The 16149-nt window shown below is 46.7% G+C and carries 18 protein-coding genes, 1 tRNA gene and 1 pseudogene; 6 read left to right on the top strand and 14 right to left on the bottom strand.

The annotated features are described in order from the left end of the window. The first annotated feature begins 125 nt into the window (after positions 1-125). A complete protein-coding gene (locus HQRW_RS08065) occupies positions 126-1160 on the top strand; it encodes a DUF7544 domain-containing protein (protein ID WP_014556208.1) in 1035 nt (344 codons plus the stop codon). Between the two features lie 270 nt (positions 1161-1430). After that, entirely contained in the window at positions 1431-1736 is a 306-nt protein-coding gene (locus tag HQRW_RS08060; RefSeq protein ID WP_231852283.1) for a hypothetical protein, read from the top strand. A 227-nt stretch (positions 1737-1963) separates the two neighbouring features. On the opposite strand, the gene HQRW_RS16490 is transcribed toward HQRW_RS08060, so the two are convergent. The 8 genes and pseudogenes from HQRW_RS16490 to HQRW_RS08020 all read right to left on the bottom strand — a co-directional run bounded on the left by HQRW_RS16490 (position 1964) and on the right by HQRW_RS08020 (position 7345). Continuing rightward, on the bottom strand, positions 1964-2215 hold the full coding sequence (locus HQRW_RS16490; protein WP_231852282.1) for a hypothetical protein: 252 nt from the start codon (positions 2213-2215) through the stop codon (positions 1964-1966). 344 nt (positions 2216-2559) lie between these two features. Beyond that, complete coding sequence (locus HQRW_RS08050; protein ID WP_014556205.1) at positions 2560-3285, bottom strand: ribosome assembly factor SBDS; 726 nt, start codon at positions 3283-3285, stop codon at positions 2560-2562. Positions 3286-3684: 399 nt separating this feature from the next. Beyond that, positions 3685-3996 carry a zinc ribbon domain-containing protein gene (locus tag HQRW_RS16260; protein ID WP_197535309.1) on the bottom strand — a complete coding sequence of 104 codons (312 nt, stop codon included), beginning with the start codon at positions 3994-3996 and terminating at the stop codon, positions 3685-3687. A gap of 27 nt (positions 3997-4023) precedes the next feature. Beyond that, on the bottom strand, positions 4024-4473 hold the full coding sequence (locus tag HQRW_RS16255; RefSeq protein ID WP_197535308.1) for a hypothetical protein: 450 nt from the start codon (positions 4471-4473) through the stop codon (positions 4024-4026). Between the two features lie 55 nt (positions 4474-4528). Continuing rightward, entirely contained in the window at positions 4529-5092 is a 564-nt protein-coding gene (locus HQRW_RS16250) for a hypothetical protein (RefSeq protein WP_197535307.1), read from the bottom strand. Continuing rightward, a pseudogene (locus HQRW_RS08030) lies at positions 5085-5702 on the bottom strand (IS607 family transposase). The gene HQRW_RS16250 and the pseudogene HQRW_RS08030 overlap by 8 nt, the downstream one beginning before the upstream one ends. 530 nt (positions 5703-6232) lie before the next feature. Continuing rightward, positions 6233-6571 (bottom strand): thioredoxin, encoded by a 339-nt coding sequence (gene trxA / locus HQRW_RS08025; RefSeq protein ID WP_011571741.1) that lies wholly within the window; start codon positions 6569-6571, stop codon positions 6233-6235. 84 nt (positions 6572-6655) lie between these two features. Further along, positions 6656-7345: a 2,5-diamino-6-(ribosylamino)-4(3H)-pyrimidinone 5'-phosphate reductase gene (locus tag HQRW_RS08020; RefSeq protein ID WP_014556202.1), complete on the bottom strand. Its 690-nt coding sequence runs from the start codon at positions 7343-7345 to the stop codon at positions 6656-6658. Positions 7346-7711: 366 nt separating this feature from the next. Here HQRW_RS08020 and HQRW_RS16245 point away from each other — a divergent pair, with 366 nt between their 5' ends. The 3 genes from HQRW_RS16245 (at position 7712) to HQRW_RS08010 (ending at position 9748) form a co-directional block, all read left to right on the top strand. Next, positions 7712-8044, top strand: coding sequence for a hypothetical protein (locus HQRW_RS16245; protein ID WP_077260076.1), 333 nt, complete (start codon positions 7712-7714; stop codon positions 8042-8044). A 503-nt stretch (positions 8045-8547) separates the two neighbouring features. Beyond that, the gene (locus HQRW_RS16705) at positions 8548-8679 is read left to right on the top strand and encodes a hypothetical protein (RefSeq protein ID WP_269448443.1); all 132 of its coding nucleotides are present in this window, start codon (positions 8548-8550) and stop codon (positions 8677-8679) included. Between the two features lie 43 nt (positions 8680-8722). After that, a complete protein-coding gene (locus HQRW_RS08010; RefSeq protein WP_049891842.1) occupies positions 8723-9748 on the top strand; it encodes a glycosyltransferase in 1026 nt (341 codons plus the stop codon). A 37-nt stretch (positions 9749-9785) separates the two neighbouring features. On the opposite strand, the gene HQRW_RS08005 is transcribed toward HQRW_RS08010, so the two are convergent. The 4 genes from HQRW_RS08005 to HQRW_RS07990 all read right to left on the bottom strand — a co-directional run bounded on the left by HQRW_RS08005 (position 9786) and on the right by HQRW_RS07990 (position 12973). Continuing rightward, positions 9786-10274 carry a DUF7510 family protein gene (locus tag HQRW_RS08005; RefSeq protein ID WP_014556200.1) on the bottom strand — a complete coding sequence of 163 codons (489 nt, stop codon included), beginning with the start codon at positions 10272-10274 and terminating at the stop codon, positions 9786-9788. A 218-nt stretch (positions 10275-10492) separates the two neighbouring features. Then, positions 10493-11998 carry an MATE family efflux transporter gene (locus HQRW_RS08000; RefSeq protein ID WP_014556199.1) on the bottom strand — a complete coding sequence of 502 codons (1506 nt, stop codon included), beginning with the start codon at positions 11996-11998 and terminating at the stop codon, positions 10493-10495. 306 nt (positions 11999-12304) lie between these two features. Continuing rightward, positions 12305-12378, bottom strand: a tRNA-Arg gene (locus HQRW_RS07995). Between the two features lie 319 nt (positions 12379-12697). Next, the gene (locus HQRW_RS07990) at positions 12698-12973 is read right to left on the bottom strand and encodes a Sec-independent protein translocase subunit TatA/TatB (protein WP_014556198.1); all 276 of its coding nucleotides are present in this window, start codon (positions 12971-12973) and stop codon (positions 12698-12700) included. A gap of 1144 nt (positions 12974-14117) precedes the next feature. Here HQRW_RS07990 and HQRW_RS07985 point away from each other — a divergent pair. Further along, positions 14118-14936: an HD domain-containing protein gene (locus HQRW_RS07985; RefSeq protein ID WP_014556197.1), complete on the top strand. Its 819-nt coding sequence runs from the start codon at positions 14118-14120 to the stop codon at positions 14934-14936. On the opposite strand, the gene HQRW_RS07980 is transcribed toward HQRW_RS07985, so the two are convergent. Next, the gene (locus tag HQRW_RS07980) at positions 14931-15851 is read right to left on the bottom strand and encodes a mechanosensitive ion channel family protein (protein ID WP_014556196.1); all 921 of its coding nucleotides are present in this window, start codon (positions 15849-15851) and stop codon (positions 14931-14933) included. The genes HQRW_RS07985 and HQRW_RS07980 overlap by 6 nt on opposite strands. Next, positions 15848-16099, bottom strand: coding sequence for a YhbY family RNA-binding protein (locus tag HQRW_RS07975; protein WP_011571733.1), 252 nt, complete (start codon positions 16097-16099; stop codon positions 15848-15850). The genes HQRW_RS07980 and HQRW_RS07975 overlap by 4 nt, the downstream gene beginning before the upstream one ends. Positions 16100-16149 lie beyond the last annotated feature (50 nt).

Genomic DNA, 16149 nt, shown 5'->3' with positions numbered 1-16149 from the left:
ACAGTTGACTGCATATAGCAGGTGGACATGCCCTCAAAGTTTGATAGATCCGAGACAATCTGGGAGACTCAAGCTGATGTGCATATATCAAAACTACTTTTGATATAGATACAACCAATTGACACATGCCCTCCAATACCGACTCAGTAACCGCAATTCAGGATATTACTGATGCGATTCGCGCAACAACTGCGTTTCTATCGCCACCAGATATACAACAGTATGTAAAACTTGGATTTTTAATCGTCTTTCTTGGTGGTGTCGGCGGTATCGGTCCAGTTCAACTTCTCACTGGAATTGGAAATGTTGATACTGATAATCCTGTGATGGATGGACCAGGATCCAATACTGCTAGTTTTAGCGATATGCTAACGACGCTTGATAACTCTGAGTTATCTCTTATTATTGGCGTTGTAGTGGTTATTCTACTGTGTTTTATTGGCTTATTAGCTGTTGGATCAGTCTTCGAGTTTATGTTCGTTGAGGTCCTCCGACAAGAACGGATCAAAATCCGGGCATATTGGAGACAATGGTGGAGACAGGGACTTCGTCTACTTGGGTTCCGATTAGTCGTAGGGGCACTCACTGTTATCCCAATTGCTGTCATCGCACTCACCGTCGTGACACCGCTCATCACGAGCGGAAATTCACCTTCATTCGGTGTTGTTATTTTTGCCTTAGGCATATGTGTGACAACTATTGTTCTTAGTGGTCTGCTGACCGGACTTACAAAAACGTTTGTCGTTCCTGTGATGATTACTCAAGACGAGACACTTCTCACAGCATGGCAGCGCTTCTGGCCGACAGTACGCAGTGAGTGGAAAGAATACAGCATATATCTGATTATTCGGTTCGTTCTACAGCTTATTATCGGCATTGCAACAGGTCTGATACTAACTCTTTCCACAATTATATTCGCGATTCCAGCAATCGTAATTCTTGCTGCTGGTATACTTCTTGGTGAGGCAACTGGCATAATCGGTATTATACTCATCATTGGTGCGATATTCGTATTTGCTTTTGGAATCCTTTCAACTGCGATCCTCGCTGCAGTACCAATTCAAATATTCTTACGATATTATGCATTATTTGTTCTTGGAGACACCAACAGTCGATTTGATCTTATCACTGATCGACGCATGTCAGTTCGAAAATCATGATAATATATACGCTTATTCAATGGTTGCTTCTGGAGATCACCATGTAAGATACAGAATTCATTCGCGTTTTAGCAGTTTATAGGCGCTAAGCCCCCGTCCTCAAGGAGCGAGCCACTACTGTGGCGAGCGAGTAGGGTGGGGTAGTTCACATGGATAATATATCAGTTACAAATTATAATATCATACAAAATAAATCATATTTATATGTATGTCACTTGATCGCGTGATGATACCAATTGTTCTTTAGTATTGACTGTTGAAGATGAATTAATGATGATTCGACGAAGATTTATCTCTGCTATTGTTGCAGGAATCATAATTATCAGTGGATGTACTGGGCCGAATGACTCACCGAATACCGCTTCCCCTGATTCAACCCCAACAGGGACGCAGCAGACGGCTACCGACGTACCGGCACAGCCGACCACCGAAACAGATACTCCCTCTCCAACACCGACCGCAACAGAGACGAAAACGTCGACACCGACACCGACACCGACACCGACACCGACACCGACACCGACACCGACACCGACACCGACAGAAACAGAGGATGATGACGGCGGATACTACTGACTGCAGATGGCTAATCTGGGGGATGAGTAGTCTATTAGCAGATTCTCATTACCACAGCAATCAAGTGGGCACTCGATTTTATGATCATCTTAGTGGCAAGCCTCAGATAGAAATACAATAGATCATTATTATCAGTATCTTACTCGCACTGGAACCGTTCGTCCCCTGAAGTCAGGATGAAGAATCCATAATCTGCTAATTTTGAACTAGTATTCATAGATAATTGATTAATGAGTGAGTCGCTGTTGTTCGTATTGTCGGAGGGCGCGCGTAAGTGCAGTTATTTCTGCTAATAAATCGACATCAGGGTATGCGTCAAGCAACGCTGGTTTCCATATCTGATAGCGCTTTGCGTCATGAATAAACGCCTCAACTCGATTTCTGATTCGATAGTATTCCTTCTTACAGAGGTTATCAGTAACATCGATACCTGCAACTATCTCAATAAACCTGCTGTAAGCTGTGATATCAAACTTCACTATATTTTCAGTATGTGTAACCCCATCGAGTGCTTCGAATGATCGATTTAGATCAGAGGAAAAAGATAGCATCAGTATATATGTTATATAACAATATGTATAGAAATATATTTTCGGATTACTCGAATCCAAATAACCCACAAAACAACACATCAGATGAGTATTGGTGTCGCCTCGTTTCTAAATGAAATGACAGCGCGTGTTCCATGACCCACCGTGGGCGGGGTCAAGCGTGTCTCCGGCGCGTGTTCCGTCCTTTCAACATCCTGCTTGTATTCACCGATATTTATTCATATGCCCGGACAGATGACTGAGTATATCGAGGGATCACTCTAAGATATTCTTCATCGGGTGCTAATCTCATCCTTATTTTTGAGTATTCGTGTTTCGGCTTCACCGGAGGTCAACTCATTCATAAGATCATAAAAATCATTTTGCATTCCCGCAGGAAAGGTGACAACACCGACCCAGGATCCATCGGGTTGCCACTCTTCACGCTCAAGATCGCCGTATTCACGCACTTGCGCCTGTGTCTTTCCTGCATCAGAAGCCGGGACTTGGACGGCAACAGTCACCTCATCGAAGCGGATTGGTATTACAGGTCGAAGGTCATCGAGTGCATCATCGATTTGTGATTCAACCGGCTCCATTGGGTCAACACGAAATCCAGCCTCCTCAAGCGCCCGCTCGATTCGCTCTGGAGGATGTGGTGCATTATCCATCTGTGGATTTACTGCATTTCGGGCGATTTGGTTAATTAGCTGTTTCCGCTTTTGTTCTTGCATTTCTCGACGTTGTTCAGCGGTAATTTGGATTTCACCGTCTTTGACAACAGTTGGAATGATCGAAAGTGGTTCTGTTGTCTCAAATACCGCTTTAAGATCCTCTTCTGCGGGTCGGTCACCTCTCGCAGCATTTTCAAAGACATCTTCAGCAGCAATGACATCTTCAATGTCATCGTCGAACTCATCACGTTTCATCTCAAGTGCTGCATCCGGGTCGATAAGTACCTCAAAACGTTCACCGTGTGACTCAAGTCGAGCTGTAACGGCTTCATCAAGCGAAATCATACTTCATCATTTCACCTCTGTGGTAAAAAACCTCCCTGGCAGGTAATTACGAAGGACAGTATAATATGATATGATATGGTCGAGTGAGCTACGCTACCGTTCCAATTTTCAGTAGCTTTCAGTAGTGCATCGTAAGAGACAGGTACACTGTTGGACGACTGGACCGCGTCCATCACTACCATCTGCGTTCGACCTGGGCACGGCGACAGCGGGCGCTATGACAGCCGATCCACCACCAGCCGCCTCTGCCTGTTCGGGTTCGTAGGCGACGATTCCAGACCCGAACGTAACTCGCGTGCAGCAGAACGGTCAACTAGCACGATTTCAGCATCCCCCCGTAGGAGGATGTGACTCCATGGTCTAGCTCGTCTGTCTCGCTGAAGAACACGTGAGTCACGTTCAGCGCCCCGATGTAATCCCGGTCGCCTTCGAACCCACATCGGGTGTTGTCACACCGGAAGTGCCCGCCCAACCACTGTTCTTTCTGGTGGTCGGCGATTTGCAGGTGTGACTATGTGAGCCACACCGGGGACACGACTGGCTCGTCCCCCGTGAATAGACTTGTTCAACAGCTACTCCAGCGCAGTCTGCTCGGTATTCGATGTTCTCGATAATTTCACGCCGAGCCCACGATGACAGCTCCCACGACAACGTGCCTTCGTCACCCGGTGGGGAGAGCGACCGCAGATCCTCGTGGACAATCGTGTCCACGTCGTAGGTGAGCACAAGTGCGAGAACTTAGTTGGCTACATTGTGCGTCAGTTGTTCGCGCTTGTGCCGAATCTTGCTATTTACTCGTTCGTATTCGCTCTGGATGTGCGCGAACTCGTCAGTATGCGAGCGACCATCACGGCGCAACGCGGCAAGGCGATCGCTCAGTCGAGTTCGTTCACGGTAGAGCCATCGCATCACGTCACGGTCAGTGAACTGGATGAAATGTGGCGTAGACAGTTGTTCGCCGTCGTCAGTGACCATCACAGCAGTCATATCTTTCCGCATCCCAGCGTCGAGGGTCAGCACGGAATCAACGTTGTCGTTTGTCTCTATCTGATCGACTTCGACAGGAAAGGACAGTTCGTAATAGGCGTCACCGGTCTTTCGCCGGGAAGGTTGGAACTCAAAAGCCGAGAGATTACCGTAGGACAGTAGATCGTGAAACGCTTCGTAACGCGCTCGTGCTCCATCCACGACCAGTCCCCTCGTGTCTCCGGCGACGGCGTGTCTGACGTCTTGAGCCGGATGATCAACATCTCACCGTCGGCGTCGTACTGGTATTTGACGGCTTGACCGCTGGTTGGGCCGTCGTCCGCATAGAACGGCAAGACGCCGCTATCGTACTCTGGATAGCCTTGCATTTCGAAATACGTGGCTGGATACGCCCCGTGACGGTCGTAGTAGCTGGTGAGTTGGTCGATGAGGATGTCCATGTAGCCTGACGAGATGTAGTCACTGTCATCCCAGAGTTGTTCTTTGATGCAACGACGGTGGATGCGTCGGATTTTATGCTTTGGATAGACTGGAAGGCGTCTCGGCGGTCGACGTGACTGCGGAGTGTTTCCCCGACTTTCTGCAAGATGCACCGTCGAAACCGCGGGGGGAGATACAGGTCGAGTTCTTCGAACGGTTCATGTTCATCGAAATATTTCCACGCCTGATGCGATGCGTCAGTAATCCCGTCCAGATGGACCGGCGTCCAATGGTCTTCGAGAACATGGTTGGCGACACGACGGATGAGTGTTGCCAGTCGTTCGAACCGTTTGTCCTCTTCGTCTGGCAAGTGAATCGGGAGTGAAAGGTGGTCACTCACCGGGTTTCACCTCTGATTCGACAGTATTGACGACCTGTTGTTTTTTGATGAGCACATACCGTAGATTTTGCTGCTGAAGCTGGCGACGAACTTGATGAGGTCGTCAACGAGTTCCTCCTGTGCAGATTTGTCCGTCCCGTCTTCGATGATGGTGACTGTGATGGCGTAATAGTCGAAATGCCGCTTGAGATACGAGAAGCCAACGGGTGAGTCTATCTTTATGAGTGACAAGAATGCGTCCGTGGTCGGCTTCCTGTACGTCATCGAAAAGGGATTGAGCCCACGGTGGTCCTTATTGAGGTCACTTCCAATGTCGGTATAGGTGTTTTCGACGCTCCATCCGTGGTCGTGAGCGTATTCCGTGAGTCGGGCGAGTTGGCGGTCAAGGTCGCCGTTTTCACTCTGGCTGTGAGACGCGGGCGTAAAGTGCAACACAGTCTGTTGAGCGAGTGTCGCCTGCGAGCCGGCGGAGTTCTCGGTGTGGAATTCGACGTTCACCGCTGGGTGTTCGGGTGTAGTCGAAATCGTCGTTGCGACACCAGCGTTTAATCGTCTGGGGGTGAACATCGAGTTCGTCTGCGAACTCGCCAATCGAGCACGACCGTGGCATTCTGATATGCTGTTTACTACTGGTAGTTACTCATAGATACTGGATTCTGTAACAGTTATATAACCCTACTCGATTGCTCGTGTGAATTGGTTAAGCGTAGAGCTTTTGATGGAGTTTAATTCAGGGTCTGACCATATCCAAGATCAGAGAGAATCACTCGCTGTGGGGGCGTTCACAGCCCGATCAAGACTCTTTTTCTCAAACATCTTGCTTGAGAGGTTGAGTCTGCCTGAATTAAACATGGCAGAACGTCAAAAATGAATGTTACTCTTGTATGCGTTATGAGTTGAAACGACCCCACATAAGAACAGTATATTACATCTCATATTATGATATCAAAAGTTACGATTGACAGATATATCCCCTCCGTGTTCGTCCACTTCAGTCGGTTCTTAATGAGCGGTCTTTTGCTTAATTTAGCTAAACCTGATAATAAAGATATCATATATCATATATCATATAATCATTGATAATTTCACCAAGCATACCATGATAACACACGGTCCTACGCTGTATTACATATCAGACAGTTAATCTGTGAGACCGTCAATAACCGACATAAGATCACTCTTATCTTGGACGCCAATGACCTGTTCTGCCATCGTGCCGTCGGCATAGAACTGTAATGTTGGAACTGACCGGATTCCTTTTTCCTGTGCTAGTGATTGAAGTTCATCGATATCAACCTTGGCGACAAGAGCATTCGTCTCTGTTGCAATCTCCTCGACAGTGGGTTCAAGCATCTTACATGGACCACACCAATCAGCATAATAGTCAACAAGAACAATATCGTGATCGCTAACGAACGACTCAAGATCTGATTGACTCTCAACGTGGACCGGTTCGTCAGTTGCTGCAGGAGCACTCATAATAATACATTGTATCGGCGTCCTCTTAGTGGTTCTGTGTGACTGCAAAACAACACCGCTGATTTCAATGTCTCAATATTAATTTCAATCAATTGAATCATATGTCGATGCAGTCGCCTCAACATCATATTGTAATAATACCCCATCATCAATCTGCTTGACAGATGTCAACTGCAACTGTGTGGGGTCATCGATAAAGCCATTACCATCGGCTAATGTGGGTGCATCCCGTCCACCGATAAGCATGGAGCCGACATATACTGAGAGTTCATCGACAAGGTTAGCCTCAAATAATGAAAAGATAATTTCACCACCGCCTTCAACCATTATTGAACTCATTCCGCTGTCAGCGAGTGCTGATAATGCAGCTGGCATTGAGACACGGTCTCGTCCAGCAATAATAACATTCGCTCCTTCAACTTCAAGATCTGCTTGCCGGGAGGTGGGTGCTGACTCACTGACAATAATATATGTCGGTGCTTCATCATCAAGGACTTCCGCATCGGTTGGCGTCCGCGCTCGTGAATCAATAATGATACGATGCGGTGTTGGGATGAGTCCTTGATCTTGACGACGTTTCCGGTATGACCCCTCAACGACAAGATGTGGATCATCTGCGAGGACGGTCCCGATCCCAACAAGGATAGCATCATTATTAGCCCGAAGTTCACTGACTCGTTCAAAATCACGCTCGCCGCTAATTGCAACCTGTTCGCGGCGGCGCGTTGACAACTTTCCATCGATACTGATCGCAGCATTAACGACGACGTGCACATATCTATTGTGACATTCTATCACATGGTCGTTTCGATTATTGAATCGTGTCTGGCGTGAATAACTCAGAGGTAAACCTCGATATATTCACTCCCTGATTGTACATCTACAAATAATCGAGGCGATCGGGGCGTAAACGACCACGGGTCAGGTGACCCGTGGAACTCTCGCTGTTTCCTTTAGACTATGTAATGAAACCCGACACCACGAAATCTGCTGGGAAATCCCACTCCCCAGTAGGGCGATAAACCTCTAGATACCACCCTGATTAAACCCAGAGTAAAAACAGTGGTGGCACTCTCTCACCAACAGCCAGGACGAAAGCGTGTGGGCGGGCGAACTCCGTTTGCAACGTGACGGGAATCGTTGGGTGTTGCACGTCACGGTAAACTTCGAAATCGAACCGAACCAGTCCACTGGTGTTCGTGCGAGAATGACGATATGGCTCCTATCGGATTCGACGTGGGTGAGTCGAAACTCTTGGTGGGCTGTGCCCTCCGAGACAACACCCCGGTTGATTCGTTGTTCGTGGATGGTGGTCGCGTCCGACACCTCCGAGAAAAACAAGCCAGCACTGAAGACCGGCTGAAACCACGATATGCGTCGAACCTCTGGGACGACCTCGTGTGGGGATGGCAAGACGTTATCAAAGACGAAAAAGAAAGAGCCTCACATCGGGCAGTCGAATATGCCTCATAGTTCGAGAGCCCGGTCAGCGTTTTTGAACAACTTGACGGTATCACCGACGGGGATATTGGGAAGTACTGGAATCGACGACTCGGCGAGTGGCTGTTCTTTCGATTGCAGTCACGCATCAAGGAGAAGGCGGCGGAACACGGAATCGCTGTGGAATACGCGTACGTGCACGTGTATCCGCGCCATACGTCGAAGATGTATCATGCGTGTCAACATTGGGTATCGACCGTATCAGGGTACGTTCAAATGTACGAACGATACGTATTGGCTGTCGGAGTACCAGGCGGATCTGAACGCAGCAGCGAACAGAGCCAATCGGCTCAATCCGTAGGGAGAGAGCCTGCCTCGGAAACCGGCAGGCGATGACTCGCCTCGGAGCGGGGGTCAGTGGCAGGCCGATGAAGACACGTCGCCGAGAGAGGGACTCCCGTCCGAGAGGCGGGCTTCCAGTGACAAGGGTTCGTCTAGCTCACCAGCAGTGGGAGCGTGGATGGAGCCGGAGACCAGTGACGCGAACACGTCTTGAAACCTCAATACGACGTCGTGTTGGTATTGCACCTGCGGTGGAAGCCCCGGCGTTCAGGCTGGGCGAGGATATCACGCCTGAAGATAATGAGTTACCAATAACTGTTATGTGATGAGTCCACAAAGACATGTACCATGATGTCGCCAAAAATTCTAATGCTTGGATGGGGGTTTCCGCCGAATGTGAGCGGCGGGTTAGACACACATGTGGGTGAGCTATTCGATGGAATGCGCGCCCGAGATGTCGATATCGAGTTAGTGCTCCCAGCGGAGTATGCTCCAGAAGATCGTGAGGGTATTATTGGCGTCCCAACCGGCGATGGTGACATCATCACGCGAGTCGGACGAATGAGTGAGACCTTCGCAACGCGTGCAGCAGATGCTGATATTGTGCACACGCATGATTGGTTTGGGTATGGTCCTGGCTCTCGGGCAACAGCAAATGCCGAGGTTGAGTGGGTGACAACGTTCCATTCGCTATCCGCTGATCGAAATCTCGACCCACCAACACGAGAGGTTGAAACTGAACGTCGGCTTGCAAACCGTGCAGACCATCTCATTGCTGTCAGTGAACTCACCGCAACTGATGTTCAATCACAGTATGGGGGCGATCCAAGAGTAATTTATAATGGATTTTCGACGTGTGAGACAACTGATCGCGACTTCAAAGCTGAACTTAATATCAGCGGGTCAATGCTATTTTTTGTTGGGCGACACACGAATCAGAAAGGAATCTCACATCTTGTATATGCGATGGATCAACTCCGGCGTGATGATGTGACACTTGTCATTGGCGGTTCTGGTCATCTTACTGACCAGCTTAAACGATTTGCGGAATTACTTAATGTTGAGGACTCAATTGAGTGGGTTGGATACGTGCCCGAGAAAGAACTTGGTGATTATTATGCTGCTGCGGATTTATTTATTTCTCCATCATTGTCAGAGCCATTTGGAATTACAATCACAGAAGCACTTTCAGCTGGCACTCACGTCGTTGCGACTGAAAGCGGTGTGAATGAAGTCCTTCCAGATGACTGCGTCGTTGAGGTTGCAGCTGAATCACAATCGATCGCGAGAGGCATTGAACGTGGATTGACGCTCGAGGGCAGCCCAGAGTATGACCCTGTGACCTGGGATGAGGTGGTTGATGAAACGCTCGCGCTTTATGATTCAATCATATAATTATCGCTGAAGTAACTCAGCGCTTGCAAGCAAAAAATCACCGAAGAACTCGAACATCTGTTGCTGGTTCAGGATGATAAATACGGTAACCTTCGGTTGTCGATACAAGCCCTTCTTCATCTGATTCTAATTGTGACTGTGACTGTGACTGCGTAGACTGATACGGACTGTCGGTCCCCGAGGATTGATATGGACTATCAGTTGGCGCTGATTGATACGGACTGTCACTCGCTGCAGATTGATATGGACTGTTTGTTGAGGCAGACTGATCTGCACTCTCGTTTCGCTGTGTAGTCGGAGCAGCCCGCTCAAAGTCTTCTGGAGGAAGATACACGCGCTCTCCTGATGCCGACTGTACAATCACTGCTGTATCTCTATCACCATGCATATCAATTATTGTCACTCCGTCCTCAATTGTCACATTGAATTTGATTGGTCCAGTTTGATGATGGTTTCCGTCTGAGTCCATATCGTCATTTACCTTTCCCCCGTCTGTTCGCAATGTAGCTAATTCGGTGTGCTTCATAATTCAATGACGATACCGAGTGTACTTATTCATTGATGCTATGATACAATGGTTCAGTCACGTTCATGTGCAACTAAATTAAATTGATTATCGCAGATCGATGTTCATCTTGCTCAGAGCATACATATTCCACTCGGATTTTCAGTAAGTTCAGATATTGAGAAATTCAATATCAGTAATATCATAATAATAATCTATCTGTGATAGTCGACCCATATCTATGTCTCTGACGCCGATGGATCCGGGTCCGGATCTGAGGATTGCTCTGTTGCTCTGTTTTGGTCCGCAGGTGTATCTGTGCCCTCCGTCAGATCTCCATCCCGCCATGTCCCACGTTCGAACCATCCAGCCGCAACAAGTGCTGCGACGATGCCTGAGATAGCGAATGAGAACCAGATTCCCTCTGGCGTTCGGGTACCAAATATCCATATATCAAACGGAATTAGCCCTTGTGAAACGACATATGCAACCGGCAAACGAATAAATCCGAAGAGAACAATTGTAATCACCGCAGCAGTGAGAGTTTTTCCAGCTCCCCGAAATCCCCCGCTATAACCCCGTAATATCCCAACAAATCCGAATGTCGGTGCAATCCAGCGAAGAAATGTCGCACCTTGTTCAACAACCGCAGGCGAGTCATCAAATGCTCTGATAATTTCGGGAGCAAAAATGAATGTTATAATCCCAAGAATCGAAAGGATGCCAAATGATGTTATCGCAGCAAATCGATTTGTCTTTGAAACGCGGTCACTATTTCCGGCACCAATATTCTGCCCGGTCATTGTCTCAACCCCCCGATCAATCGCAATCGCAGGCATGAAAATCATTGAAAATACACGGATTCCGACACCAAATGCGGCAACAACCGGTGTAGAAAATAACGTAACGATGAGTAAAATAGCATTAACTGAAAGAGCACGTCCCGTGTTTTCAAGTGAGGCAGGTGCCCCTATTCGAAGCAATTTTGTGATATATTCTCGATCAGGCCACATATCACTTAGCGTAATTTGTACGCCATGACCTCCACTAAAAAGAATCCACAAACCAACGACTGCTGCGGACCCTCGTGAAAACACGGTCGCTATCGCGGCCCCATCAACACCCAACTCTGGTACGGGTCCAACACCAAAAATCAATATTGGGTCGAGAATCACATTTATAATGACCGTTCCAAGCATGACGAGCATGGGTGTCAGTGTATCACCAGAACCACGCATCAACGCAATAAATACGATAAATCCGAATAGAAATGGAAGTCCAAAGGAAATAATTCGCATGTAATCCGTGGCGAGCGCAAGCACAACCGGGTCGGCACCGAAAACACTCAGCACCTCATCAACAAATATTACACCGGCGGCGCCAAGCAGTATTCCAATTGCAATCGTAAATGCGACCGTCTGTGAGGCAGCATAGTCTGCTTGTGCTGTTTGTGTTGCGCCGGTGTGTTGTGCAACCAATACACTGCCGGCGACGGTCAATCCAAGTCCAAGTGAAATAAACAGATACACCAGAGGAAAACCAAGACTGATTGCTGCCAATGCATCGGTGCTGTAACGACCTAACCAGAATGTATCTGCAAAATTATATGCAACCTGTAGGAGGTTTGTAATGACAATTGGTAGTGAAAGAAAGAATAATGACCGCCCAATCGGCCCTTCTGTCAGTTCTAACTCTTCAGGTCGCTTAAATATCTTTCTTGCTGCTGATCGGAAATCAATATTCATATTCTCGGACTCCTCTGCTAATAGTAATACTCAGAGATTCGTCATCAGCGAAAATGAACCCAAATTGACACCATGTAGAACTGCTCAAAAAATGCACTATATAATATCATATCGTCACGAGTATAAATCCAATTGTTCGGTTATACCCACTGCAACGACAAACTCAGTTGAAAAGTTATACTTCGCATTGATAGCTGACTATGTCAGGTATATCGAGAATCAAACCAGTTCTAAAATAATAAAATTAACAATATAATTAAACTGGATTTCAACTGATCGCCGATTGCTACGAATCAGAAAAACGAACGGACGTAGCGGGATTCGAACCCGCGATCTAGAGGTTAGGAACCTCTCGCCCTTGTCCACTAGGCCACACGTCCTCTATATACTTCATCCGATAATCACGTTAAATCCTAATTGTTTATTATTTGTTACATGTCGGATGATTCGTATAGACTCAATACATATTGCGTAAGCCAGTATATGTATTAGTTATGAATACAAAGTTCACACTAACGAGCAGATATATGAATCCATAGTATCACACATTCCGGTTTCTATAGATTTGCTCTTGAGATATATTGAAAATAAATAAATGTTCTATATTCTGATTCTGAATCAAAACATCTCTGATACAACTGAGACCCGGATTTCTGAAATCTCACTACGGCACCCACACTCACCCAATCAGTGTAGATATCAATTTGGTTCAGTCGCCGTCTCAGTTTCAGATTCGGTTGATGATGAGCTAGAGGCTGGGGTGGATCCCTCATCTTCGCCACTACCGTCAACTTCACTTAATTCTTCTTCAAGTTCCTCTCTTCCCCGCTTAAACTCACCCATTGCTTGACCTGTTGAGCGAGCCAATTTTGGAATTTTATTCGCTCCGAATAATAAGACGAGCACAAGTAGAACAATGAGGAGTTCTGGTCCGCCCGGCAGCCCTGGGAACAACGGAGTGATGATTCCGGTCATGGTTATCTGACAGTAATCTAGTGGTAATTATAGTCTTTTCGGAGACTCAACAGTATAGTCACACAAATTCACTTGATTATAGAAATTTAACACATCCGACAACTGAGAATCAATCTGTCCTTTCTGATGCTCAGTTGTAATGTTCAATATGTCGTGCCATCTCCCGAAGCCTTTAGTACATGGAGAAAATGAATATTGAGACGGACAGTATTGGAGTATTTGAATAGACGAACGCTCACCGCGCAATTTTGCTTTGAGTGTTACTAAGATAAAGTCGATACAGCGAATGGAATGAAAAATTGCTACTACTGTGTCCATGACGGCGAAAACATACTCCCCAGGTCATACCCGGCGTGGCAGTTCATATTCAGTATATCAACTTGGTATTTGAACATCTTATACGGCAATAATATTCCTATGTTATCAAACTATTATGTAATAATATCAATATGTCTCTCATCCAGATCATCAGTCGAGATATGTCAGGGTACTGTGAGCACACGCTGACTCCGTGTGGGAAGAGTCTCCGTGGTTGATGCATCACCCATAGCCCCACTGTGGGAGGAAGCCAACGACTTCAGTCGTGGGTAGCTGACGCTTCGACAACATAGCCATATTAGCCAGCAGAGGTTCGATAGATATCTAACGAAAACAGCGAGAGTTCCACAGGTCAGTTGACTCGTTTATTTGTGGTCGTTTACCTCAACTATGTTAATTAGTTGACCGAGACAACTCACGCAACGATAGGTCATAATAGTAAATTAAGTTATATGTAATGACACATGTTTTGTGGTGTATATTCATCACGAATAAAGGCGAATACTTTGGGGCTTGATCCTGAGGCAGTTGACGCGAGCACTCAATCTCGTGAGGAGCAGTAAAAACACGAGCGGTATGAGTACTGAGAGAAGTCAGCATCTGCAGAAGTCATTCACAACCCCTACACATAATGAAGACGATTACCTCAGGGGTTGATCATGAAGTGCTCCACAACATACCATATGTTATCCTCGACTAGTACCTCTGCAGAGCGGTCTCGACAGCGCTCCTCACATCTGCCGGCATTTCCTCGGCAATGACAACCAAACAGCATTGATATTTCTCCCACTAGATATTTGATACTCAGTATCATACAGACAATGTAATGGCTAAATCAGGCTCGGTTGATGTTGAGGATCGCCAATATGATCCAGATGATGATCATGAGTTTCCGACAGAGCGTCTCAATGTTGTTCTCCCAGAAATTCTTTCAGACCCCGAGATTACAACGTATCTACAGGCTCAAAATGTTAATGCGGTAACGCGAAAAGGGTATAATGATCACGGAACTAAGCATATTGAGATCGTTCGTAATCGTGCGCTTAGATTATATGAACTCCTAAAAACTAGTAATATCGAATTTAATGGTGCAACAGAACAGGGATTATCTGGCGCTGATGAACCAGTGATTATCGCTCTTGCTGCGACGCTACATGACGTTGGTCATGTTGTTCATCGTGATAAGCACCCATATTATTCAATCCCACTTGCTGCTGATATTCTCGATCGGTTTCTTCCACAGTTCGATTTTTATGATATCGAACAGCAAGTCCGTATGAAAGCTGAAATATTACATGCAATTCTGTGCCATCACACAGCGGAGGATCCACTTACCACAGAGGCAGGCATCATCCGTGTTGCTGATGCGTTAGATATGGAACGTGGCAGGTCGCGGATTCCATATAAAAAAGGCGGACGGGGGATTGATACACTCTCAAGCCAGGCGATTGATCGTGTCTCATTACAATCTGGATCGGACTGCCCTGTTCTTGTCAAAATTGAGATGATCAACGCCGCTGGCGTATACCAGGTCGATAATCTACTAAAAGCAAAACTTCGTGATTCGGGACTACAAGAGTATGTCCGAATTGTTGCAGTCAATACTCGTGGTGGGGATCAACTTGTCGAACAAATCGAATTATGACTGTTCAATACTGCCCCCTGCAATAGTAACTTCACCCTCAAGTGTTCGATTTGGATATGGCATATCGATTTCATGCTGATCAAACCGCTCTTTTACCATTTGTACATACTGTGCGCGTGCTTTTGCAACACGACCGCGGCTTGGATTATCGATCCAGACCTGCGATTGAAGTGTCACAGCAGAGTCACCCAGTTCAGAAAGCCGAACTGTCGGTTCAGGCTCCGTTAAGATATCCGCATGATCATCAGCCGCTTCATGAATGATTGCTGAAGCAGCATCGATATCATCATTATAACTAATACCGAATGGAACCTGCATTCGTAGTCGTTCATTTGCGACCGGATTCTTGATCACCCCATCAGTGAGTGTCGAATTTGGGACTGTCAGTAACTCATTATTGAATGTCCGGACTCGTGTTACTCGAAAACTGATGTCCTGAACAACTCCAGCATGTCCATTCCATTCGATCCAATCACCAATTTTGAACGGTCGGTCAGCATAAATAAACACACCAGCAACAAAGTTCTTCAATACGTCTTGAAGTGCAAACCCGACCGCAAGTGTTGCTGCGGCAGCCACAGTTGCAAGTGATTGAAGAAAGTTTCCATACCCTGCTGCCCCGAATCCGATTGTTAGTGCAACGAACCCAATAGCAATAACGACGATCCGACGAAGAGGCTTCCGCGCATGTGCTTCAATATCGCGAGAGTCTAAAACTCGCTCAAGCAATCGAATGATGATAGTTCGACCGCCAATAAAAATAAGCGCAAAAACCGCAATAAATGCAATTGCTTGTCCAGTCAGTCCTGCGATTGTCTCAGGAAGACCAGCACGAGTCAACAAACGTGCAATCGATCCAGAGAGGTCAACGCCGACCTGCAGTGGAGTGGTTGTCAAATCAAATATGATACTCATCGTCGATAAAGAACGCCTGTATTTCCACGCGTCTCAATAACGTGGGCATTTACCCGGTTCGCGAGATCATCTGCAAGTTCTGCGACTGTTGTGCCACCCTGTGCTGCGCGAAGGAACTTTACCTTCACGAGGTCAGTATCTTTTAGTTGATTGTCTAACTCTGGCTCAACGGGGTCGATTCCACTTTTCCCAACCCACACGGTTATATCTAGATCATGTGCTTGCTTTCGAAGTGCCTGTGTATCCATGGATAAACGCCTGCATTGTAATTTGCTTCGAAGAGGATTACACTGTCGAC

The sequence above is a fragment of the Haloquadratum walsbyi C23 genome (assembly GCF_000237865.1).
In the GTDB taxonomy this organism is placed as follows: Archaea; Halobacteriota; Halobacteria; order Halobacteriales; family Haloferacaceae; genus Haloquadratum; species Haloquadratum walsbyi.
Note: the sequence above shows the minus strand (reverse complement) of the source record. Positions and strands in the feature narration are given on the sequence as shown.